General features: G+C 64.2%; 21 protein-coding genes and 1 pseudogene. 11 read left to right on the forward strand and 11 right to left on the reverse strand.

What is annotated here, in order from left to right; all coding sequences use genetic code 11:
• Positions 1–152 precede the first annotated feature (152 nt).
• From Q9235_RS03730 to Q9235_RS03745, 4 genes are all read left to right on the forward strand, one after another.
• Complete coding sequence (locus Q9235_RS03730; protein WP_306225446.1) at positions 153–641, forward strand: TIR domain-containing protein; 489 nt, start codon at positions 153–155, stop codon at positions 639–641.
• Positions 635–1,297, forward strand: coding sequence for an Nmad2 family putative nucleotide modification protein (locus Q9235_RS03735; protein ID WP_306225447.1), 663 nt, complete (start codon positions 635–637; stop codon positions 1,295–1,297). The genes Q9235_RS03730 and Q9235_RS03735 overlap by 7 nt, the downstream gene beginning before the upstream one ends.
• Before the next feature lie 123 nt (positions 1,298–1,420).
• Positions 1,421–2,605, forward strand: a complete 1,185-nt coding sequence (locus Q9235_RS03740) for a toll/interleukin-1 receptor domain-containing protein (RefSeq protein WP_306225448.1) — start codon at positions 1,421–1,423, stop codon at positions 2,603–2,605.
• On the forward strand, positions 2,602–3,411 hold the full coding sequence (locus tag Q9235_RS03745) for a hypothetical protein (RefSeq protein ID WP_306225449.1): 810 nt from the start codon (positions 2,602–2,604) through the stop codon (positions 3,409–3,411). Before Q9235_RS03740 ends, Q9235_RS03745 begins: the two co-directional genes overlap by 4 nt.
• Positions 3,412–4,230: 819 nt before the next feature.
• On the opposite strand, the gene Q9235_RS03750 is transcribed toward Q9235_RS03745, so the two are convergent.
• The 5 genes from Q9235_RS03750 to Q9235_RS03770 form a co-directional block, all read right to left on the reverse strand.
• A complete protein-coding gene (locus Q9235_RS03750; RefSeq protein WP_306225450.1) occupies positions 4,231–5,445 on the reverse strand; it encodes an IS91 family transposase in 1,215 nt (404 codons plus the stop codon).
• A gap of 15 nt (positions 5,446–5,460) precedes the next feature.
• Positions 5,461–6,414, reverse strand: coding sequence for a tyrosine-type recombinase/integrase (locus tag Q9235_RS03755; protein WP_306225451.1), 954 nt, complete (start codon positions 6,412–6,414; stop codon positions 5,461–5,463).
• A gap of 167 nt (positions 6,415–6,581) precedes the next feature.
• A complete protein-coding gene (locus Q9235_RS03760; RefSeq protein WP_306225452.1) occupies positions 6,582–7,574 on the reverse strand; it encodes a 3'-5' exonuclease in 993 nt (330 codons plus the stop codon).
• Positions 7,571–8,221: an alpha/beta hydrolase family protein gene (locus tag Q9235_RS03765; RefSeq protein ID WP_306225453.1), complete on the reverse strand. Its 651-nt coding sequence runs from the start codon at positions 8,219–8,221 to the stop codon at positions 7,571–7,573. Before Q9235_RS03765 ends, Q9235_RS03760 begins: the two co-directional genes overlap by 4 nt.
• A gap of 123 nt (positions 8,222–8,344) precedes the next feature.
• Positions 8,345–8,974: a Rossmann-fold NAD(P)-binding domain-containing protein gene (locus Q9235_RS03770; RefSeq protein WP_306225454.1), complete on the reverse strand. Its 630-nt coding sequence runs from the start codon at positions 8,972–8,974 to the stop codon at positions 8,345–8,347.
• A 266-nt stretch (positions 8,975–9,240) separates the two neighbouring features.
• Here Q9235_RS03770 and Q9235_RS03775 point away from each other — a divergent pair, with 266 nt between their 5' ends.
• The 5 genes from Q9235_RS03775 (at position 9,241) to Q9235_RS03795 (ending at position 12,602) form a co-directional block, all read left to right on the forward strand.
• A complete protein-coding gene (locus Q9235_RS03775; RefSeq protein WP_306225455.1) occupies positions 9,241–9,471 on the forward strand; it encodes a hypothetical protein in 231 nt (76 codons plus the stop codon).
• Positions 9,468–9,848, forward strand: a complete 381-nt coding sequence (locus Q9235_RS03780) for a hypothetical protein (RefSeq protein WP_306225456.1) — start codon at positions 9,468–9,470, stop codon at positions 9,846–9,848. The genes Q9235_RS03775 and Q9235_RS03780 overlap by 4 nt, the downstream gene beginning before the upstream one ends.
• A 1-nt stretch (position 9,849) precedes the next feature.
• Positions 9,850–10,125 carry a hypothetical protein gene (locus Q9235_RS03785; protein WP_306225457.1) on the forward strand — a complete coding sequence of 92 codons (276 nt, stop codon included), beginning with the start codon at positions 9,850–9,852 and terminating at the stop codon, positions 10,123–10,125.
• A gap of 111 nt (positions 10,126–10,236) precedes the next feature.
• Entirely contained in the window at positions 10,237–12,306 is a 2,070-nt protein-coding gene (locus Q9235_RS03790) for an ATP-dependent helicase (RefSeq protein WP_306225458.1), read from the forward strand.
• Positions 12,303–12,602, forward strand: a complete 300-nt coding sequence (locus Q9235_RS03795; RefSeq protein ID WP_306225459.1) for a hypothetical protein — start codon at positions 12,303–12,305, stop codon at positions 12,600–12,602. The genes Q9235_RS03790 and Q9235_RS03795 overlap by 4 nt, the downstream gene beginning before the upstream one ends.
• Position 12,603: 1 nt before the next feature.
• Here the strand turns inward: Q9235_RS03795 and Q9235_RS03800 are convergent, their stop codons facing one another.
• A complete protein-coding gene (locus tag Q9235_RS03800; protein WP_306225460.1) occupies positions 12,604–12,849 on the reverse strand; it encodes a hypothetical protein in 246 nt (81 codons plus the stop codon).
• Between Q9235_RS03800 and Q9235_RS03805 the strand changes: the two genes are divergently transcribed.
• Complete coding sequence (locus Q9235_RS03805) at positions 12,848–13,585, forward strand: SOS response-associated peptidase (protein ID WP_306225461.1); 738 nt, start codon at positions 12,848–12,850, stop codon at positions 13,583–13,585. The two genes, Q9235_RS03800 and Q9235_RS03805, sit on opposite strands and share 2 nt — an antisense overlap.
• Before the next feature lie 270 nt (positions 13,586–13,855).
• Here the strand turns inward: Q9235_RS03805 and Q9235_RS03810 are convergent.
• The 5 genes and pseudogenes from Q9235_RS03810 to Q9235_RS03830 all read right to left on the reverse strand — a co-directional run.
• Positions 13,856–14,041: pseudogene (locus tag Q9235_RS03810) on the reverse strand (amino acid ABC transporter ATP-binding protein); the annotation flags it as partial.
• A 20-nt stretch (positions 14,042–14,061) separates the two neighbouring features.
• A complete protein-coding gene (locus Q9235_RS03815) occupies positions 14,062–15,441 on the reverse strand; it encodes an amino acid ABC transporter permease (protein WP_306225462.1) in 1,380 nt (459 codons plus the stop codon).
• 10 nt (positions 15,442–15,451) lie between these two features.
• Positions 15,452–16,648 carry an amino acid ABC transporter permease gene (locus Q9235_RS03820; RefSeq protein ID WP_422678265.1) on the reverse strand — a complete coding sequence of 399 codons (1,197 nt, stop codon included), beginning with the start codon at positions 16,646–16,648 and terminating at the stop codon, positions 15,452–15,454.
• 383 nt (positions 16,649–17,031) lie between these two features.
• On the reverse strand, positions 17,032–18,057 hold the full coding sequence (locus tag Q9235_RS03825; RefSeq protein WP_422678266.1) for an amino acid ABC transporter substrate-binding protein: 1,026 nt from the start codon (positions 18,055–18,057) through the stop codon (positions 17,032–17,034).
• A 153-nt stretch (positions 18,058–18,210) separates the two neighbouring features.
• Positions 18,211–19,233 (reverse strand): amino acid ABC transporter substrate-binding protein, encoded by a 1,023-nt coding sequence (locus tag Q9235_RS03830; RefSeq protein ID WP_306225463.1) that lies wholly within the window; start codon positions 19,231–19,233, stop codon positions 18,211–18,213.
• A gap of 265 nt (positions 19,234–19,498) precedes the next feature.
• Between Q9235_RS03830 and metC the strand changes: the two genes are divergently transcribed.
• Positions 19,499–20,689: a cystathionine beta-lyase gene (gene metC, locus Q9235_RS03835; RefSeq protein ID WP_306225464.1), complete on the forward strand. Its 1,191-nt coding sequence runs from the start codon at positions 19,499–19,501 to the stop codon at positions 20,687–20,689.
• Positions 20,690–20,724 lie beyond the last annotated feature (35 nt).

The raw sequence follows: 20,724 nt of genomic DNA on the forward strand, positions 1-20,724 counted from the left end.
CCGTAGCGTCCGCCCAAGTGAGCCTTGGCGCCGAAACGAGCCAAAGACTGACTTTTCCACAAGCAGTGATCCTGACACGATCCGCCGGGTCGTTCGGCATGTTGCAAGCCGGGATGGCAACTTGCAACCTCAGGTTCCGAGCGAGGAGCGGCATGTCCAAGCGGAAACATGTCTTCATAAGTCACCATCACGCCGACGACGCACACGTCGACCGGCTGACGGGAATGCTTTCGCGTAACGGCTATGCGCTTCGTAATAGTTCCATTCGAGCGAAACCTGCCAATCGCGAACGAATTGAGAAAGGCCTTGTCTCCGACAACGCGATCAAGCGACTGTTGCGGATGAAGATGGCTTGGGCGTCGACGGTCATCGTCTTGATCGGCTCGAACACGCATAGCCGGAAGTGGGTGGACTGGGAGATCGAGACAGCCAACGAGCTGGGGAAGAGGATCGTCGGCGTCTATGCGCGAGGCGGTACCGCTGCGGATCTTCCCTCGAAATTCGATCGGTACGGCGATGCCCTGGTGAACTGGAATTCCGATTCCTTGATCGACGCGATCGACGGCACGGACAGTCCTTTCCAGGCTCCGGGGGGAGGGGCTCGGGACAATGTGCATGCATCGGCTACGTCTCGATGCTGACGCGGCCTTCGACCGCGTATCTCTACGTCGTCGCTCGGGACTTCGGCTTCGCTCCCAACCCGTTCCATGGCTATTGCACCTTGGCGACCTGCAAGCCTGATATCCGCCGCGTCGCCAAAGTCGCGGACTGGGTCGTCGGAATGGGCGGCAGTAGGCTGAACGCGACGGGGCGCTGCCTGTTCGCGATGCAGGTGACCGAAACGGCGACCTTCGACGAATATTGGGCCGATCTTCGCTTCCGATCGAAAAGGCCGATCCGAAACGGTTCGCGGAAATCGATGGTAGGCGACAACATTTATCGTCGCGCGGCGGACGGTGTGACCTGGTTGCAGGAGGATTCGCATCACAGTCGCCCCGACGGTGCTCCCGACGACTACAACGTGCGAGCCGATACCCGAACGGACCGAGTGCTCATATCGGAAAGGTTCGTCTATCTGGGGCGCGAGGCCGCCGTGGTGCCCGTCGACGTCCTGCAGGCCCTGGGCTACTCCAATCGCCGGGGGCACCGCTCCATCGACGCCGAGAACGCCAGGCCGCTCTTCGATTGGCTACACGCGAGCTTCGCATCGAAATTTAACCGCGTCATGGGCGATCCTTTCGACTTCGACGCCAGCGGGGCCCGCTACTCCTACAAGAGCGACCGCGTCATCGCTTGAGTGGCGCAGATGGACGAACGCAACACGGCCTGAGCGCGCGATTCATTTCGCCGGTTGCGCAGCGGTCGACGGGACTGCGCAGGACGGTTGCCCTGGCCCAAGAAAGCTATGATTGATCGTCGCATGACACTTCCGACCCGCCCTTTCATCGTCGTGTACGTCGCTTGGCATCCAGCCTTTGAGCAGGGTTCCGAAATCGCCCGCGCCGTGTACGACCATTTTCGCCGCAAGCTCTTCGAGAACGCATCTGGCGGCGCCGGCTTAAGTGTCCAATATCGATCGCAGCCGGCTACCGGCTCGGATGCTCCCTTGCCGATCGACTTCGCCGAGAGCGACACGGCCGCGGTCGTCGTCCTGTTCGACGCGAATTTCGCGAACGACCCAAGTTATCGCCAGTGGTACGACGACCTTGCGGCGAGATCCGACGCCCAAGGTCTTGGAACGCGGGTATTCCCCGTCGCTATCGACGACTCGTTGACACACTCGGGAATTGTCGAGCAAGCCGTTCGTTGGGACCGAATGAAAGAGGAGGTGGAAGGACGTAGGCGCAAGCTGATCTCCGAATTGACGTACCAGTTCACACGAATGCTGCGTCTCTACCTCGAGCGGCTACGGCATCCTGGCGATCCGGACGAGGAACTCGGCCGGTATCTCAAGAAGGTGGAAGTCTTCCTGAGCCATTCCAAGCGAGACGACGACGGCGAGCGTATCGCCAACGCGATCCGGAGGACCTTGTTCGAGACATCCAGTCTCTCCAGCTTCTTCGACGTCCACGACATCTCGCCGGGCCTCCGCTTCGACAAGGTCATCGTCCATAAGATCCGCACGAGCGCCGTCGTGGCCATTCACACCGACAGCTTCTCGTCCCGTGAGTGGTGTCGGCGAGAGATCATCGAGGCGAAGAGGGCCAGTGTGCCTCTCGTGATCGCAAATTGCCTTACGGACCTGGATGAGCGTGGCTTTCCGTATATGGGCAACGTACCCGTCGTGAGGATGGATCCCGCACAGCTCGATCGTATTGAGCAAGTCATCGGTCATCTGTTGGACGAGGTTTTAAAGGATTTCCTGTGGCGCTGTCGCATCGCTCTGCTTGAAGAGCCGGCCGACGGGACCGTACAATACCTACCGCGTCCACCGGAGCTGATCTCCCTCGTCGGGCTCGACAGATCGAAAAGCAACGCAGTCACGGTCGTCTATCCCGACCCGCCTCTCGGCGCCGAAGAACAACGCTTGTTTGAGGAGCTAGTGCCGGACTTGCGTATGAGGAGCCTCACCGAATGGATCGCTCTTTCGGGAGACGGCGCGTGAGCTACAACGAACCCCTCAGCGATCGGACGATCGCGATCTCGATCTCCGAAAGTACGGACATGGCGGCGCTGGGCCTTGCGCCGGAGCATCTGCGAGACGCGGCTGCCGAGATAGCCCGCCACCTACTGGCGCTAGGCGCCCGGCTGGCCTACGGCGGCGACCTCCGGGATGATGGCTTCACCGAGTTGCTCTTCGAATTGGTTACCCGGCATCGTAGGGACGCGGACGCTGGCGACCGGCGGGCTTCCATCGTCAATTACCTTCCTTGGCCCTCGATCTCTTCGCTTTCATTGGCGGACTTGAAGGAGAAGCGCGCGAGGACCGAAGGCTTGGTCGAGTTCAAGTTTCTTGACTTGGACGGCCATGTCATCCCTGTGGATCGACTGGGAGATGCCTTGGCTCGGCATTCGTCGGCAGGCATCGAACAGCAACTGACCGCTATGCGCCGTCTAATCGTGCGTGAAACCGATGCGCTTGTCGCTCTCGGTGGGCGCGTCGAGGGCTTCAAAGGCAAAATGCCTGGCGTTGCCGAAGAGGTCCTTAGCGCTATCGTAGCGGAGAGGCCGCTTTACCTTATGGGTGGGTTCGGTGGCTGTGCGCGAGACATCGCCGCTGAAATGCGGCTTCTTCCGGGCGAAGGCGGTGGTCTCCGCTGGAAAGGTCGCGACAACTTCGGCGATCACGGTTTGTCGGCTTTGAGGAACGGTTTGGAGAGAGACGAGAGCCATAGCTTGGCGAGGACCGCGCACGTGGATCAAGCGGTGGCTTTGATCGTGCGCGGCCTAGTCAGGTGCGCTAGGGGATAGGAAAGGGCCGTCTGAACGCACTGCTGGAGTTGGCAAGGTTCTGTGTATTGGCTACTGAGCCGTGTCAGATCTAGCTCCGAACCTACATCTTTTCGGGCACAACCGCAGATGTCAGGCACCAGTGCTTGTTCAGGTACTCACCCCGAAAATACATGGTCCGCTCTAATGCCGTGAGACCGGTCGCCAAACTGGCCGGCGAGTCAAGAAACCAGCCCGCCTCGCGGGGGGCATCCTCCTCCAAGCCTCGTAAGCCCTCAGCCATCTGTCGCATTTGTTCCGGCATTCCGGACCACCAGCGAGACGATCTTCGCAAGCGCCGTCGCAAGCGGCAGCGTCGAGCCAGGCCTGCACGTCGTCGTCGGTGACGCCGATCTCGCGGTGTCATACCCGACCGTGTCCGATCAGACCGCCTTGTGTCCGCCACGGGTCGAAGTGCCTCCTTTAACCTAGTGGCCGTAATGTCCGCTTACTGGCAAGACTCCAATGTCTGTAGTTGTGAAGGGTTTCGGATGCCGGTCCGTGCGGGCGGGGTCTGACCGGGCTGAGGGCCGGCGTCCGAAAGCCTCCAGGGGAGGAAGCCGCGGCCCGGGGTCGTGCGCTATGGGGATTTCGCCGCGCGGCCTGGTCGGCGGGATCGTGCGAGGCGCGGGACGGCGGCGCGATGCTCCGACCGAGATGCCCGGGAGCCCGCACTTGGCCTCGCATTGGATATATTCGAGCCTGCGGTGATCTCTGTTTCCGCCATCGGGGCGAACGGGCTTGCCCGCTCTCTGGCTGAGACCGGCGGTGGTCCGTCTGGGTGGCTCCCCGGCGCCGTCGTCATGATGTGTCGATCCTGACGGCGACGATGGTGCGCGGCGCTGTGCCCGGAGCGAAGCGCTCGACGATGATCATGCGACCACCGCAGCATGGGCAAGGTGACCTCCGCTCGTCGACCAGATCGGATTGTTCGGCCGAGAACTCAGCTTCACGATCTGCCGTCGTTGCGGCCGGCGTCGGCGCCGCGATGATCTGCCTGATGCGGGCGATGGTGCCGGCGCGCCGGCTGGAGGCGAGCAGGCCGTAGTGGCGGATACGGTGGAAGCCGTCGGGCAGGATGTGGAGCAGAAAGCGGCGGATGAACTCGTGGGCCGCCAGCGTCATGGTCTTGCGCCAGGCCTTGCCGGCGGAGCGGGCGCGATAATCCTTCCAGCGGAACGTGACCCCGTGCCGATCCAAGGCGACGAGGCGGCTGTTGGCGATGGCGACGCGGTGGGTGTAGCGGGCGAGATAGGCCAGCACGGCCTCGGGGCCACCGAAGGGGCGCTTGGCATAGACAACCCAGTCGGCTCGTCGCAGCGGCGCCAGCATGGCGGTGAAGGCATGGGCTTCGGCCAGATGAGCGAGATCGCCATGGAAGGCGAGCCGGCCGGCCGCGTGCAGGGCCGCGAGCCCTTCGAGGAAGAGCCTGCGGAACAGCCGGGAGAGCACGCGCACCGGCAGGAAGAAGCCGGGCCGGCACGCGATCCAGCGCGCGCCGTCCGGCGAGAGGCCGCCGCCGGGCGTGATGATATGGAGATGGGGATGGTGCGTCATCGCCGATCCCCAGGTGTGAAGGACGCTGGTGAAGCCGATGCGGGCGCCGAGATGGCGGGGATCGATCGCGATGGTGGCGAGCGACGCGGCCGCTGCCTTGAACAACAGACCATAGACCTCGGCCTTGTTCTGGAAGGCGATGGCCGCGAGGGGCGCCGGCAAGGTGAAAACGAGATGGTAGTAAGGCACGGGCAGGAGATCGGCTTGCCGGTCCGCCAGCCAGTCCTTCGCCGCCGCGCTCTGGCAGCGTGGGCAGTGGCGGTTGCGGCAGGAGTTGTAGGCGATCGTCGCGTGATCGCAGTCGCCGCAGGCCATGACATGGCCGCCGAGCGCAGCCGTGCGGCAGGCCCGGATCGCACCGATGACCTTGAGCTGGCCGCGGCTGAGCCGGTGGCGCGCGAGGAAGGCGTCGCCATGCCGGTTCAGGATATCCGCGACCTCCAGCGAAGGCCGCGCCATGATCGGCGCGGAGCGTTACGGCGGTGGCGGCGGCGCCAGCAGCGCGAGCGGGCTGGTCACCTCGCGCAGGGTCTTCAGCGCGACGCGGGTATAGACGGCAGTGGTGTCGAGCTTCCTGTGGCCGAGCAGGACCTGGATCACCCGGATATCGGTCTTCCGTTCCAGCAGATGCGTGGCGAAGCTGTGCCGCAGCGTGTGCATCGACACCCGCTTGTCGAGCTTCGCCGCAACGGCTGCGGCATGGCAGGCTCGGTTGAGCTGACGCGTCGTGATCGGCTGGCCCGGCTGCTGGCCGGGAAAGAGCCAGCCGCGCGGCCGCTTCACCCGCCACCATTGTCGCAGCAGATCGAGCAGGTCGGGCGCGAGCATGACATAGCGGTCCTTGCGGCCCTTGCCCTGCTCGACCCGGATCAGCATGCGGGCGCTGTCGATGTCGGCGACCTTGAGGTGGGCGATCTCCGAGACCCGCAGTCCGCAGCCATAGGCGATGCTAAGCGCCGCCCGGTCCTNGGCGCTGTCGATGTCGGCGACCTTGAGGTGGGCGATCTCCGAGACCCGCAGTCCGCAGCCATAGGCGATGCTAAGCGCCGCCCGGTCCTTCAGGCTCCGCGCATGCGCCAGCAACAGCGCGACCTCTTCGGTGCCCAGCACCACCGGCAGGCGCTCCGGCGTCGGGATCCGCGCCATGCGGTCGCCGAACCCGGTCCGACCCAGAGTGACGTGGAAGAAGAACCGTAACGCCGTGCAGGCTTGGTTCATCCGGGCGTAGCTCGCACCAAGCGAAGCCAGGTGAAGCTGGTAGCGTCGCAGATCCTCGGGCTCGGCCCGATCCGGCGACAGGCCGAGGAAGACCGTGAACTCCCGGACCTGCCGCACATAATCGCGCTGCGTGTGCTCGCCAAACCGGCGGATGGTCATGTCCTCGATCATCCGCTGGCGCAGCGGACTGACGGTGACGGCATCGGTCATGGAGGCCTCCAAGGATCAGGGGAAACGACCCCGAAATCCTCGGATGCAGCGCCTCACAGGCGAAATCTCAGCGATGACCGTGCCGCAGCGCCCTGCCGCGAGAGCGGCTTAGTCCGATGGCGCTCCGCGGACGCCAAGCTCCAAATTGCCCTATCGAAGCTTGCCAATCACCCGCGGAACCGATCAAGCGCCGTTAGCCGGACGGTGAGCGGCTCGGCGTCCGCCCACTGATAGATTTCGGTCCGGAGATATCTGAGTTCCTCTTCGTAGAGCTCTTCGTCGATCTCGATCCACCACGCCCGGGGCCTGCCGTCGCTCCCATCGGACCAGCGGTAACCTCGCCCCTTGAGGTGATCCTTCATATCGAACGGCGCATGTTCGGCGTAGATGCGGATTCTGCTGCTTGCACTAGATCGCAAAAGCTCGGCAAACGGTCGAGCTCCGCCAGGCCCCGCAGGCCGTGCCAGCACCTCCAGCAGGGCATTACAATCATCCGTCGCGCGGTGCCCGTCATGGAAGAGCCCGGACTGACCAACAAGGTATCCCAGTTTGTTGCCTTCAAAGCCCACATCGGACCACCGAATCTCTGTCACGGAGCATGCCCAGGCCTTCGACACGAATGCCGGCGAAAGCCGCTCGCAGAACGGCCGATCGAATGCGGCGTTGTGAGCGATGATGAGGTCCGCAGGTTCGATCAGCGCATGGAGCGCGTCGAGATCGATGTCATGACCCGCGACAATCTCGTCGGTAATACCCGTCAGCCGGGTGATTTCGGCGGGAATTGGCTCTGAAGGTTGCCGCAAGCCGCTATAGACGCCGACGACATCGCCAATGGCTCCGTCGCTGTCATAGGTGAAAGCGACTGCGCCGATTTCGATGATCTCGTCGCGAGCGTGCTGCAGACCCGTCGTTTCGGTGTCCACCAACACGGCGAGGTTTGGGAATGGGCTATGGGCTCTCGGGACGATAGGACGAGGAACAAGCCTGCGCAGCACCTTGAAACGACCGGTCTGCTCCAGCCTCTGGGCTGTTGCTTCATCGGCATCGCCGGTCGAAGGTGGCGAGCTAGCACACTTGCGCTTCTTCGGCGATGGCCTTGGCGTTTGCCGGTATCCGGGCGCATCATCGAACAAGTCGATTTGGGTGGACGCGATCTTCATGTCGTGAGGTCGCCGGGCTGATGGAGTCGCCCGGTCCAGGCGATAGTTGTCTTGGCCATCGTCGCGAGATGATCCGCCGCTGAAAAGCCGGACACCCGCTTGCGGGGTTTCAGGTCGTGATCGCCGTCCTTCAACCAGAGGATGTCGATGCGAGGCGACAGGTTGTAGCTCTCGACCTCCTCTCGGCTGCCGAATTCATCCCGCGTCCCCTGCACAATGAGGGTGGACGTCTTGAGGTCGGCAAGGTGGGCGGTCCGCAGCTGCCCGGGCTTGCCTGGCGGATGGAATGGGTAGCCAAGGCAAAGAAGGCCACGGATCCGGCCACTCTCGAACAGTGGATCGGCGACCATGCTCGCGACGCGCCCGCCCATCGATTTGCCGCCAATGACCAGACTCCCGCTGCTGCCGAGCGCGTCGATGGCCGCGAGATACTCTGGCCGCAGCTTGTCTGCGCGTGGCGGTGGCTTGCGCCCTGCCCCGGTGCGCCGCGCCGCCATGTAGTCGAACTCGAAGCGGGCAACACGAAAGCCCTCCCCAGTCAGGGCATTTGCAGCAGCCGTCATTGAGGCAGACTCCATCGGAGCGCCGGCCCCGTGTGCCAGGAGGATCGTCACATCGGCCCGCTCGGGGCCGTCGAAAAGAAACATTGCGCAACCTGCCCGACGCCGAAGCGGCAACCCTATCGTAGCTAACCGTCGGCGTCGAAATCTTCGCAACCAAGCGATGGTGCGACAAGTTCGGACTTCTTGGTTCCCGTGCTCCTGCGCGCGTCAAACCAGCTCGGCTGACGAGATAACGTGGCGACCAGGCTTCGCAGCCACAGCAGCATCGAGCATTGCGGCAGCGATTTTGTCGGCTGGGTTGATGCGCCACCCCCGCGGCAGCATGGGGCTAAGAAGGCGCAGGGCGACTAATGCCAACCGCTCTCCGCGACGAAACTCCTGGCGCTCTCCGCCGATAAGGCCAGGGCGCACAATCGTCAGGGAGGCGAAGTTGAGGCCTGCAATGTCGCGCTCCACCTCGCCCTTTACGCGATTGTAGAAGAAGCGGGACGTCACATCCGCCCCTATCGCTGAATTCAGGACAAAGGCTTTGGCGTGATGCCGAAGCGCCAGCTGTGCGCAGGCGAGCGGATAGTCGTGATCAACCCGGTAGAATCCCGCCTGGGAGCCGGCTGTCTTTATGGTCGTGCCGAGCGCACAGATGACCGCGTCAACCGACCACCAGTCCGCCTCATCGTCCAGGTTCTCGAAATCGATGATTGGTGCCAGGAGTTTGGGATGCTCCGAGAGCGGCCGACGGGTTGGAGCGACCACCTGATCGATGCGGCTATCGGCCAAGGCCAACTGCAGGGCATTCTGACCGACGAGCCCCGTCGCTCCCAGGAGCATCAATTTCATCGCCGCCCTGTCCCATACGATATAGCGCTCGCAAAACGCGGCGGTCCGGCGATCATTGTTGATGCTGACGCAATCGTCGAGGCGTTGTCAGCGCCGTAGTCGGCGGATCGAGCTATCCAGCGAAAATCCCTAGAACTCCATGAGCGTCTGCATAGTGAGCGCCCCTTCCCTGTGGTGACGGGTGGTGTGGCGCCAGCGAGTTCGGTTGCCCTTGACTCTCGTCGCGTATTTGTTCCCTTAATGTTCTCAGATGTGAGGACGCAGCTATGTCAGCCCAGCCAGCCGATCAGCAGGTCGAGGACACCACGCTCGACGCCGAAATCACGGGCATCGTCTCGATCCTGATGGAAGAACACGGCTCCGAAGCGGCAGCGCTGCGCGCCTTGGCGCACGACTTTATTGTCCTCTTGGCCGATGCTGATCGCTCCGTTTCGCGCGGGTTTCTGCGCGGCCTGTTCTCGCAGGGGGCTCGGCCCATTCCCGAGAAGGAGTCGTGAGCGAGCCGCCCGGCCCACATACGACGCTGGAGTTCTACCCATGGGTCGTGGTGCGCTTCAGATGCACGAACTGCCGGCGCTATGGCGACGCCCGCCTGGCGCGCTTGGCGGAGAAGTTCGGAGCCACCGAGACGATCGAGATGCTGCTCGCGCGCTTTCATGCGACCTGCCCGAACCGGCCGCGATCGAAGAGCGGCCGCTACGTCGCGGACCCGTATTTCAGATGCGCCGGCTACTGCCTCGACCTGAACGCCACGCCACCGCCTGATCTGCCGCCGTCCATGCGCAAATTCACACTGATCGACGGAGGGAAGGATGAGCAACTTCCAACTGACGAGCCCGGAGAGCGGCGTCGCCATCGCGTCGGCGGCGGTTGAGATGATCCGCGAGTCGCTCGCCGAAACCCGCGACCGCGGCGTCGTGGGCGGCGTCGGGTGCGATCAACTCGGCGACGCGACCGATGTGCTCCAGCAACTCGACGAACTGGCCGAGCCATACGGCTGCCTGGTGAGTGGTCCCTACGACTGTGACGACGAGAGCGGCGGCTACTACCTCTTTGAGCGCCGCGACGCCCCCAACGTCGTGGATGGCGGGTGGCTCACCAAGCCCGAGCCGGAGGTCGGCGGGACCTACGGTTTTTGGGGCTTGGGCTAACGGGCGTTTCGCTTGCCGCCGAGGCCGCGCCGCCGACGCCGATGATCCTGACGTTCTCCTGTCATTCGACCTGGCAGGCTCGCGCCGCACCGTACCCAACAGGCTGTTGCCATGAACGCCATCGCCCCGATCAGCTATCTCGACACGCTCAATCCGGCGCAGCGTCGCGCCGTCATCCATGGCGTCGGCTCGGTGGCTACGTCCCCGTTGCTCGTCATCGCAGGCGCGGGTTCCGGCAAGACGAACACGCTGGCCCACCGCGTCGCTCATCTCATGGTCAGCGGCGCCGATCCGCGGCGGATCCTGCTGATGACCTTTTCGCGCCGCGCCGCGTCCGAGATGGCGAAACGCGTCGAACGGATCGCGGGTAAGGTGTTGGGCGATGGCGCCGGCGTCCTTGCCGACGCCCTGACGTGGGCGGGCACATTCCACGGCATCGGCGCGCGGCTTCTGCGCGACTACGCCGATCAGCTAGGCCTTGATTCCGCTTTCACGATCCATGACCGGGAGGACTCGGCCGACCAGATGAACCTGGTCCGGCACGAGCTCGGCTTCTCCAAGACCGAGGCGAGGTTCCCAACCAAAGGCACCTGCCTGGCGATCTATTCCCGCTGCGTGAATGCGGAACTGCCGATCGAGGACGTGCTTGGCCGGTCCTATCCGTGGTGCGTCGCCTGGGCGGTCGAGCTCAAGGAGCTCTTCGCCGCCTATGTCGAGGCCAAGCAGAACCAGAACGTGCTCGATTATGACGACCTGCTGCTCTACTGGGCGCAGGCCGTCACGGACCCGGATATCGCAGCGGACATCGGCGGTCGCTTCGATCACGTCATGGTCGACGAGTACCAGGACACCAACCGGCTGCAGTCCTCGATCCTGCTCGCGCTCAAGCCCGATGGCCGTGGCCTCACTGTGGTCGGTGACGATGCCCAATCGATCTATTCGTTTCGGGCCGCAACCGTCCGCAACATCCTCGACTTCCCCGCAGCCTTCGTGCCGCCGGCCGAGGTCATCACGCTCGACCAGAACTACCGCTCGACCAGCGCCATCCTCTCGGCGGCGAATGCGGTCATCGACCTGGCCGCGGAGCGCTTCACCAAGAATCTCTGGACGGATCGCGCCACCGGATCGCGGCCGCAGCTCGTGCATGTTCGTGACGAAGCCGACCAGGCCCGCTTCATCGCCGAGAAGGTGCTGGAGAACCGCGAAGGTGGCTCGACACTGAAGCAGCAGGCCGTGCTGTTCCGCGCGTCGCATCACAGCGGCCCGCTCGAAATCGAGCTGACGCGCCGGAACATCCCCTTCGTGAAGTTCGGCGGGCTGAAATTCCTCGACAGCGCCCACATCAAGGATCTGCTGGCGCTGCTGCGCTTCGTCGAGAACCCGCGCGATAAGGTCGCGGGCTTCCGGGTTCTGCAGCTGCTCCCGGGGGTCGGGCCGACCTCAGCACAGCGCATCATCGAGCATATGGCGCAGGCTTCGGCGCCCATGGAGGCGCTGGAGACCGCTCCGGCTCCGCCGCGGGCCGGCGACGACTGGACCTCGTTTGTCGCTGCGGTCTGCGAGCTCCATGGCGGCGCCACTGGCTGGCCGGCCGAGATCGAACGGGCCCGCCGCTGGTATGAACCTCATCTGGAGCGCATCCATGAGGACGCCAGCACGCGGCAGGCGGATCTGGTGCAGCTCGAACAGATCGCGGGCGGATACCCGTCGCGCGAGCGCTTTCTGACCGAGTTGACGCTCGACCCGCCGGACGCGACCAGCGACCAGGCTGGCGTGCCGCATCTCGACGAGGACTATTTGATCCTGTCGACGATTCATTCGGCCAAGGGCCAGGAGTGGAAGTCGGTCTTCGTCATGAACACGGTCGATGGCTGCATCCCGATCGACCTGGGCGCCGGCAGCCGGGATGAGATCGAGGAGGAGCGTCGGCTCCTCTATGTCGCCATGACGCGCGCCAAGGACGATCTGCATCTCGTGGTGCCTCAGCGCTTTTTCACGCACGGCCAGTCGGCGACGGGCGATCGGCATGTCTATGCCAACCGGACCCGCTTCATCCCCAATGCGCTTCTGGGCCAGTTCGAACGCATGGCCTGGCCCATCGCAGCGGCCGAGCCCTCGCGGTCACCGCCAGGCAGGCCCAAGGTCGATGTCCGGGCCAAGATGCGGGGCATGTGGCGATGACCGGGCATTTGCTACATCAGGTCGAGATCAGGCTGGACAAGGTGTCCGCCGGCGAGCGCCTGCGTCGGATCGAGGCGTGGTGCGGCGACTGGCAGATCGGATTTCGCGTGCTCGACACGATGACTGCCGGGATCGTCCGCATCGCGTTTGAGGAAGCGCGCTTTGCCCGCGCGTTCGTCAGCCATTTCGGCGGCGTCATCGTGCCGGCCGACGAGTTAGAGGCCGCGATGGCGGCAGATGCAGACGCCGAGGACGCCTTCGACCGGCAGGCGGCCGAGTACAACGTCGAGGACTAACCTACCACCCGGACTCGGGACGGCCGATCTTACTGCGCGCTGGTTCGAGGCCGGTCCTGTTGGCGACCTGTCTAGCAACGCGGAGCCATAGACGTACGGCTTGGTCATCGCCCCTCTCACGGGCGGCGCGGGCGATCTGCCGGGCGGTGTAATAGCCGGCGCCGCCTTCGGTTTCGACGAGCTTGCTTGCCTCGGCGTCGACGAGGGCCTGATAGTCGCGGCGGCGGGCGAGCCAGGAGAACAGCATGTGCAATCTTTATAGCCACACGCGCAACGTCGAGGCCATGCGCAAGCTGTTTGCGAAGTTCGATGTCGCGGCGCAGGTCGTGCCGCAGCCGGGGATCTTTCCTGACTACTCCGCGCCGGTGATCCGCAACCCGGTCGGCGGCGGCATGCCGGAGCTTGTCATGGCGCGCTGGGGCATGCCGTCGCCGTTCTTCGTTATCGAAAAGGCGGCGAAGCAGCGGGCAGACAAGCTCGCCCTGAAAGGCAAGCCAGTCGACATGGCCGAGTTGATCCGCTTGGAGCCGAGCGCGGGCAACACGAACATTCGCGATACCAAATACAGGCACTGGCAGAGGTTTCTGGGCGTTGAGAATCGTTGTCTGGTGCCGTTCACATCCTTCTCGGAATTCAACAAGGATGCCGGCGGTGACATCTGGTTCGCTTTCGGGCAGGAGCGGCCGACGGCCTTCTTCGCCGGGGTGTGGACGCCACAATGGCGCAGCGTCAGGAAGGTCAAAGAGGGTGAGGTGACGGCGGATCTCTACGCCTTCCTCACCACCGATCCGAATGCCGAGGTCAAAGCGATCCATCCGAAGGCGATGCCGGTGATCCTGACGACACCGGAAGAGTGCGAGGCCTGGATGACAGCGCCTTGGGACCAGGCATTCGCGCTGCAAAGACCTTTGCCGGGCGGCTCGCTGGAGATTGTGGCGCGCGGTGTAAAGAAGGACGGTGAGCTCGATGATCTGAGCCCTTAAAACTGGATCGCTTTGGGTTAGAGTTTTCCGCGTCGCTTCCCGTGGGCTGGGGGATCAGGCAATGCCTTCGCTGATCCCCGAAAAGACCACTGTGCTGCAGCTCGCTTCTGGTGTCGCTGCGTCGGAGTGAACCGGACGCATTGGAGCGCACCCTTAGGCTTCAAGCCACCCGGTAATTGTATGCGGATTGAATGTCCGCTTCTCGGCAGGAGCCCAGTGTCTGCTCCTGTGAAGGGTTTCGGATGCCGGCCCGTGCGAGCTGGGATGGTTGCCCGAGCCGGACGGGCCGCAGATGACCAGCTTCTCGCCGCGGCTGACCTTGAGGTTGATGTCGCGCAGGACGTGGAACTCGCCGTACCACTTGTTGACGCCGATCATCTCGACAGCCGTCGCGGTGTTCAGCGAGGTCGGCTTCAGTGCTGCCGGACGCGTGTCGGTCGTCTTGGTTTCTGCCATTGCCATGGTTGTCGTCCCTCTCAACGTTTTTGGCCGGCGGCGAGGCGCTTTTCGACCGCGATCGAATAGCGCGACATTCCCCAGCAGCACAGGAAATAGAAGATGGCGGCGAAAGCGTAGCCTGTCGACCGTGTCGTGGGCGTCGCCCAGGTCGGATCGATGAGCGTCGCCTCGATGGTGCGCAGGAAGTCGAAGATGCCGACGATGGTGACCAGCGTCGTATCCTTGAACAACCCGATGAAGGTGTTGACGATGCCGGGGATCACGATGCGCAGGGCCTGCGGCAGGATGATCAGGCGCATCATCTGCCAGTAGCCCAGGCCGAGCGACATCGCGCCCTCGTACTGGCCCTTCGGCATAGCCTGCAGGCCGCCACGCACCACCTCCGCCATATAGGCGGCGGCGAAGAGCGCGACGCCGATCAGCGGACGCAGCAAGCGGTCCGGCGACCATTCCTGCGGCACGAAGAGCGGCAGCATGGTGTTGGCCATGAACAGCACCGTGATCAGCGGCACGCCACGCACGAACTCGATGAAGATCACCGAGAGCAACTGGATCGCCGGCAGCTTGGAGCGGCGGCCGAGCGCGAGCAGCACGCCGAGCGGCAGCGAGAAGACGATGCCGACCGCCGAGATCAGGAAGGTCACCGTCATGCCGCCCCAAAGGCCGGTATCGACGCGCGGCAAACCGACCTTGTCGGCGAGGATCGCCAGCAGGCCAAAGACAACGAGCGAGATCAGGATCAGGCGCTTGGGCCGATAGAAGCGCTGCCAGGCCGGCATCGCCTGCTCGACCGCGAGCTGCCCCTCGCCGATCCAGAACTTCATCAGCCCCGGCGCGAAGGAAAGCACCAGATAGAGCACAGCCAGCGCGAAGGTGACGAGGATCAGGAAGCGCAGGAAGCTCTCGGCGCGCGAGCCGCCCAGCAACAGGATGAAGGCGCTCGCCGGCAGGATGACGAAGAAGAAGAAGAAGCCGACCTTCTTGAGCGGCATCTTGTTCCAGAGCAGCCAGACCACGCCGAGCGCGAACATCACGAAGACGATATTGACGCGCCAGCGCTCCGTCACCGGATAGGAGCCGTAGATGAAGTATTGGGTACGATCAGCGATGTACGCCCAGCAGGCCCCGACCGGCCGACCGACCTTGTCGGCAAGGCACGCGTCGCGGTTCGTGCCGGTCCAGACCGCATCGAGGAAGTAGAAGCGGACCATTCCCGGAACCGTGTCGATGACCAGCCAGACGCAGAGCAGCGTCAGGATGATATTGAGCGGGCTCGAGAACAGGTTCGCCCGGATCCAGGCCAGCGGGCCGGCGACGGAAAGCGGCGCCGGCTCCTGCTCCAGCGTCTCCTTGCGGACGAAGGCGAAGGGGGCGTTTTCGGTTGTTGCGTCGGTCATCGCGCAGCCCTCACCGTTCCACCAGCGCCATGCGCTTGTTGTAGATGTTCATGAACAGCGATGTCACCAGCGAGATCGTCAGATAGACCGCCATCGTGATCGCCACGACCTCGACCGCCTGGCCGGTCTGGTTCAGCACCGTGCCGGTGAAGACCTGGACGAGATCGGGATAGCCGATCGCGACCGCCAGCGACGAGTTCTTGGTCAGGTTGAGGTAGTTCGACGTCAACGGCGGGATGATGACGCGCATCGCCTGCGGGATGACGACGAGCTTCAGCGTCGGCCCGTTCCTCAGGCCCAGCGCATGGGCGGCCTCGGTCTGCCCCTTCGACACCGCGAGGATGCCGGCGCGCACGACCTCGGCGATGAAGCCCGCCGTATAGGTGGTCAGGCCGATCAACAGCGCCACGAATTCCGGGAAGATCTGGATGCCACCGCGCAGGTTGAAGCCTGCGAGCTCGGGATAGACGAAGGTGACCGGCCGGCCCAGGACGAAATAGATCAGCGCGGGCACGACCACGATCATGGCGAGCGCGACCCAGCCGATCGGATACTGCCGGCCGGTGGCCGCCTGCTGCTTGTGAGCCCAGGAGCGGAAGACGAGCGTGGCGACGATGCCGATCACGAAAGCCCAGACGATCAGGCTGCCGCCGGGGCCCAGATGCGGATCCGGAAGGTACAGGCCGCGGTTGTTGAGCAGTGCCCCGGCCGGCAGTTCGATCGACTGGCGCGGGTTCGGCAGCGGCTTCAGCACCGCGTTGTACCAGAAGAAGAGCTGGAGCAGCAGCGGGATGTTGCGGATGACCTCGACATAGATCATCGCGAGCTTCGAGATGACCCAGTTGTTCGAGAGCCGGGCAACGCCGACGAAGAAGCCAAGGAAGGTCGCGAAGATGATGCCCAGCCCTGCGACGAGCAGCGTGTTGAGCAGGCCGACGATGAAGGCGTCGCCATAGGTCGAGCCGCCGGAAGCCGAGAACGGGATCAGCTTCTGGTTGATGTCGAAGCCGGCCGCGTTGTGCCAGAAGCCAAAGCCGGAGGCGATCTTCTGCGCGCGCAGGTTCTCGATCGCGTTCGATGCCGCCGACCAGATCAGGAAGGCGACGATCGCCACCAAAGCGATCTGATAGACATAGCCCCGGATCTTCGGGTCGTAGAATAACGACGCCTTGCCGGGTGTTACCTGTTCGGTGGGAATGCTCGACACCTGTCACGCCCTTTTTGTTTCGCTTGTCATGGCCGGCGATCCTGCGACGGTGCGGTTGCGCCGCGGTCGTCTTGTTGCCCGTGCCACTCTTCTGGTTGTTCGATTCTGGTTGTTCGATCGCGCCCGGCCGGCAGGCCGCGCGCCTTTCCCCTCAGCCCCCGGCCCCGGCGCGCGCCATGCGCGGCGACGGGCAACCGGCGCCGGCAGCCGCCGGCGCGATGATGTTCTCCATGCCATACCCCTGTTCGGAGCGGGTTCGTCCCGCTCTCGGCTTGCCAGCAAGTCCCGGGCCACGCCCGGAGCCTTGCCCGATTGCTTCGTCTCGCGTGGAGCCTTGCGGCTCCGTTTTATTTTGGCCCGATCCGGATCTGCCCCGGCACGGTTCAGCGGATCGGCGGAGCGTATTGCAGCCCGCCCCGCGTCCACAGCGCATTCTGGCCACGTTCGATCTTCAGAGGCGAGTCCCGTCCGAGGTTTCTCTCGAAAGATTCACCATAATTGCCGACATGACGCAGAATGCGATAGGCCCAATCGCGATCGAGGCCGAGCGCCTCGCCGAAATCGCCCTCGATGCCGAGCAGGCGACGGATATCCGGTCGCTCCGAGGCCCGCATCGCCGCGACATTGCTCTGGCCGACCCCCATCTCCTCGGCGTTCAGCATGGCGAAGAGCGTCCATTTGACCAGATCGAACCATTGGTCGTCGCCATGGCGGACGGCGGGACCGAGCGGCTCCTTCGAGATCGTCTCCGGCAGGATGACATGCTCCTGCGGCGCCGGGAGCTTCATCCGCTGGATCGCGAGGCCGGCGCGATCATAGGCATAGGCGTCGCAGCGGCCGCTGGCATAGGCATCCACGGTCTCCTCGCTGCCCTTGAAGGTGACGATCTCGTATTTCAAGCCGTGGCTGCGGAAGAAATCGGCGACGTTGAGTTCGGTCGTGGTGCCCTGCTCGGCGCAAACCGAGGCGCCATTCAGTTGAAGGGCCGAGGTCAAGCCGAGCTTGCCGCGGACCATGAAGCCCTCGCCGCCGTAGAAATTGATGCCGGTGAAGTTGAGGCCGAGCGCCGTGTCGCGCGCCATCGACCAGGTCGAGGTCCGCGACAGAAGATCGACCTCGCCGGTCTGCAGTGCCGTGAAGCGGTCCTTCGACAGGAGCGGGATGAACGTCACCTTCCCGGGATCGTCGAAGATCGCGGCGGCGACCGCCCGGCAGAGATCGACATCGAAGCCGGTCCAGCGCCCCTGGCTGTCGGGACTGGAGAAACCGGCCAGCGCAGGCGCCACGCCGCAGACGACGGCGCCGCGATGCCTGACCTGCTCCAGCAGGCCGTCCGCCGGCGCAGCCAAGCCGCTACCGGGCGCGACGGAGGCCATGGCGGCGAATGCCATCGCGAAGAGGGGCGGCATCCCAGCTTTTTCCATGGCGTAACGGGTCTTGGACGACAACAGCGACGGCACCGCGCGGCGACAGAGACGAATCATGCGGCCCTTCGAGAAAAGCCGCATCGATGAACCCATGCGAAAACGGGGCGCCGGTCAGGCCGGCGCCCCGCATGCTCCTCAGCGAACCGGCGGAGCGTATTGCAGGCCGCCCTTGGTCCAGAGACCGTTCTGGCCACGGGCGATCTTGAGCAGCGAGCCCTGGCCCACATTACGCTCGAAGGATTCGCCGTAATTGCCGACATGCTTGACGATGCGGACGACCCAGTCCGGCGTCAGGCCGACCTGCTCGCCGAACTTGCCTTCGGTGCCGAGCAGACGCTTGATCTCCGGATTGTCGGACTTGAGCTGCTGCTCGACATTCGCCTGGGTGACGCCGAGCTCCTCGGCATTCAGCATGGCGAAGTGGACCCACTTGATCAGGTTGAACCATTGCGGGTCGTTGTTGCGGACGGAGGGGCCGAGCGGCTCCTTCGAGATGATCTCCGGCAGGACGAGATGCTCGTCGGGGTTCGTCAGCTTCAGGCGCTCGGCATAGAGGCCCGAGGCGTCGGTGGTGAAGGCGTCGCAGCGGCCGGCATCGTAAGCCTTGACCGTCTCGTCCGAGGTCGCGAAGGCCACGACTTCGTACTTGAGGTTGTTGGCGCGGAAGTAGTCGGCCAGGTTGAGCTCGGTCGTGGTGCCCTGCTGGGTGCAGACCGAGGCGCCGTTGAGCTGCAGCGCCGAGTTCACGCCGAGCTTCTTGCGGACCAGGAAGCCCTGGCCGTCATAATAGTTCACGCCGGTAAAGAGCAGGCCGAGCGAGGCGTCGCGCGTCATCGTCCAGGTCGAGTTGCGCACGAGCACGTCGACTTCGCCCGACTGGAGCGCCGTGAAGCGGTCCTTGGCCGAGAGCGGTATGAACTTCACCTTGTTGGGGTCGTTGAAGATCGTCGCCGAGATGGCGCGGCAAACATCGACGTCGAGCCCCTTCCAGTTGCCCTGCGCATCCGGCACGCCGAAGCCGGCAAGGCCGGTGTTCGAGCCGCAATTCAGGATGCCACGCTGCTTGACCTGCGCGAGCGTCGCCTGAGCTGAAGCCCCGGTCGCGGACAGCGCCATGCCGATTCCGGCCGCAAGGGCGGCTGCAACAAACTTTTTCATCGGTACTCTCCCGTTGGACCCCGTTATCCGGCTGATGCCGGAAGATATTTCTGGTCCCGCCGCCGGCGGCATTTTCGCCGCTCGGTTCATCCCGCTTGCGCGCGGCGTCCCCATATCCTCGCGTCGATTGCCAGAGCGTCCCATGAGCGTCAAGCAACCACCATACGCATGAGCCGCCCCTTGTTCCCTGCATACATCACATGCGAGTTTGTGGGGAGTGGTCAAGCCTGACCATGGTTTTCCCATCTCCTGGCCGTGCCGTTCCATGAAAAAGCTGACTTCGCCTGAATTTGCGCGCCTCGGCGAGCGCACCCGCCTGGCGCTTGCGGGCCGCGACCCCACCGATAGCTACGGCTTTGTCAATCCGCCTATCGTACGAGGCTCGACGGTCGTTTATCCCAACACCGAAGACTTCCTCGTGCGCAAGGCGCGCTACACCTATGGCACGGACGGCAACCCGACGATCGACGCATTGTTGGCCGCCGCCAACACGATCGAGGGCGGCGCCGGCGTCGTGGTGACGCCATCGGGGCTGATGGCCTGCACGCTCGCCTTCCTGACCGTACTCTCGTCCGGCGATCACGTTCTGGTGACGGACAGCGTCTACCGGCCGACGCGGATCTTCTGCGACACCTTCCTGAAGCGGATGGGGGTCGAGGTGACCTATTACGACCCGCTGGTCGGCGGCGACATCGCGAAGCTGTTCAAGCCGAACACCAGGGCCGTCTGGACCGAGGCACCGGGCTCGCAGACCTTCGAGATGCAGGACATCCCGGCGATCGTCGCCGCCGCACGCGAGCGCGACATTCTCGTTGCGATGGACAACACCTGGGCGACGCCGCTGTTCTTCGATGCCCACAAGTTCGGTGTCGACCTCTCGGTGCAGGCCGGCACCAAGTATTACGCCGCGCATTCCGACGTGCTGATCGGCACCGTCTCGGCCCGCACGCCGGAGCTCTACAAGAAACTGCGCGCGACCTGGAGCCAGCTCGGCCTGATCATCGCCCCGGAGGACGCCTTCCTGACGCTGCGCGGGATGCGCACGATGGCGATCCGCCTGAAGGAGCAGATGCCGGCCGGCATCGCCATGGCCGAATGGCTGCGCGATCGTCCCGAGGTCGCGAATGTCCTGCACCCCGCCCTGCCCGGCGCGCCCGGCCACGAGATCTGGAAGCGCGATTTCACCGGCGCCTCCTCGCTCTTCACCTTCGAACTGAAGCCGGTCTCGATGAAGGCCGTCGGCGCGATGCTGGACGGGCTGACACTGTTCGGCATCGGCGCGTCGTGGGGTGGCTACGAGAGCCTCGTCCTGCCCTTCGACTGCAAGGATTATCGCACCGCGACCAAGCCGGGGTTCAAGGGACCGACGATCCGCATCCATATCGGGCTGGAGGATATCGAGGACCTCAAGGCCGATCTCGATGCCGGCTTCGCGCGCTTGCGGGCGGTGGGCTAGGCGCGCCCGTCGTCATTCCGGGGCTTCGCACAGCA

Origin of the sequence: Bosea beijingensis, assembly GCF_030758975.1 — a bacterium.
Lineage (GTDB): Bacteria > Pseudomonadota > Alphaproteobacteria > Rhizobiales > Beijerinckiaceae > Allobosea > Allobosea beijingensis.

Coding starts and splice junctions, on each gene's coding strand:
- Q9235_RS03730 (WP_306225446.1), top strand. CDS start 153: ATGTCCAAGCGGAAACATGTCTTCATAAGTCACCATCACGCCGACGAC.
- Q9235_RS03735 (WP_306225447.1), top strand. CDS start 635: ATGCTGACGCGGCCTTCGACCGCGTATCTCTACGTCGTCGCTCGGGAC.
- Q9235_RS03740 (WP_306225448.1), top strand. CDS start 1,421: ATGACACTTCCGACCCGCCCTTTCATCGTCGTGTACGTCGCTTGGCAT.
- Q9235_RS03750 (WP_306225450.1), bottom strand. CDS start 5,445: ATGGCGCGGCCTTCGCTGGAGGTCGCGGATATCCTGAACCGGCATGGC.
- Q9235_RS03760 (WP_306225452.1), bottom strand. CDS start 7,574: ATGAAGATCGCGTCCACCCAAATCGACTTGTTCGATGATGCGCCCGGA.
- Q9235_RS03765 (WP_306225453.1), bottom strand. CDS start 8,221: ATGTTTCTTTTCGACGGCCCCGAGCGGGCCGATGTGACGATCCTCCTG.
- Q9235_RS03770 (WP_306225454.1), bottom strand. CDS start 8,974: ATGAAATTGATGCTCCTGGGAGCGACGGGGCTCGTCGGTCAGAATGCC.
- Q9235_RS03775 (WP_306225455.1), top strand. CDS start 9,241: ATGTCAGCCCAGCCAGCCGATCAGCAGGTCGAGGACACCACGCTCGAC.
- Q9235_RS03785 (WP_306225457.1), top strand. CDS start 9,850: ATGATCCGCGAGTCGCTCGCCGAAACCCGCGACCGCGGCGTCGTGGGC.
- Q9235_RS03790 (WP_306225458.1), top strand. CDS start 10,237: ATGAACGCCATCGCCCCGATCAGCTATCTCGACACGCTCAATCCGGCG.
- Q9235_RS03795 (WP_306225459.1), top strand. CDS start 12,303: ATGACCGGGCATTTGCTACATCAGGTCGAGATCAGGCTGGACAAGGTG.
- Q9235_RS03805 (WP_306225461.1), top strand. CDS start 12,848: ATGTGCAATCTTTATAGCCACACGCGCAACGTCGAGGCCATGCGCAAG.
- Q9235_RS03800 (WP_306225460.1), bottom strand. CDS start 12,849: ATGCTGTTCTCCTGGCTCGCCCGCCGCCGCGACTATCAGGCCCTCGTC.
- Q9235_RS03815 (WP_306225462.1), bottom strand. CDS start 15,441: ATGACCGACGCAACAACCGAAAACGCCCCCTTCGCCTTCGTCCGCAAG.
- Q9235_RS03825 (WP_422678266.1), bottom strand. CDS start 18,057: ATGCCGCCCCTCTTCGCGATGGCATTCGCCGCCATGGCCTCCGTCGCG.
- Q9235_RS03830 (WP_306225463.1), bottom strand. CDS start 19,233: ATGAAAAAGTTTGTTGCAGCCGCCCTTGCGGCCGGAATCGGCATGGCG.
- metC (WP_306225464.1), top strand. CDS start 19,499: ATGAAAAAGCTGACTTCGCCTGAATTTGCGCGCCTCGGCGAGCGCACC.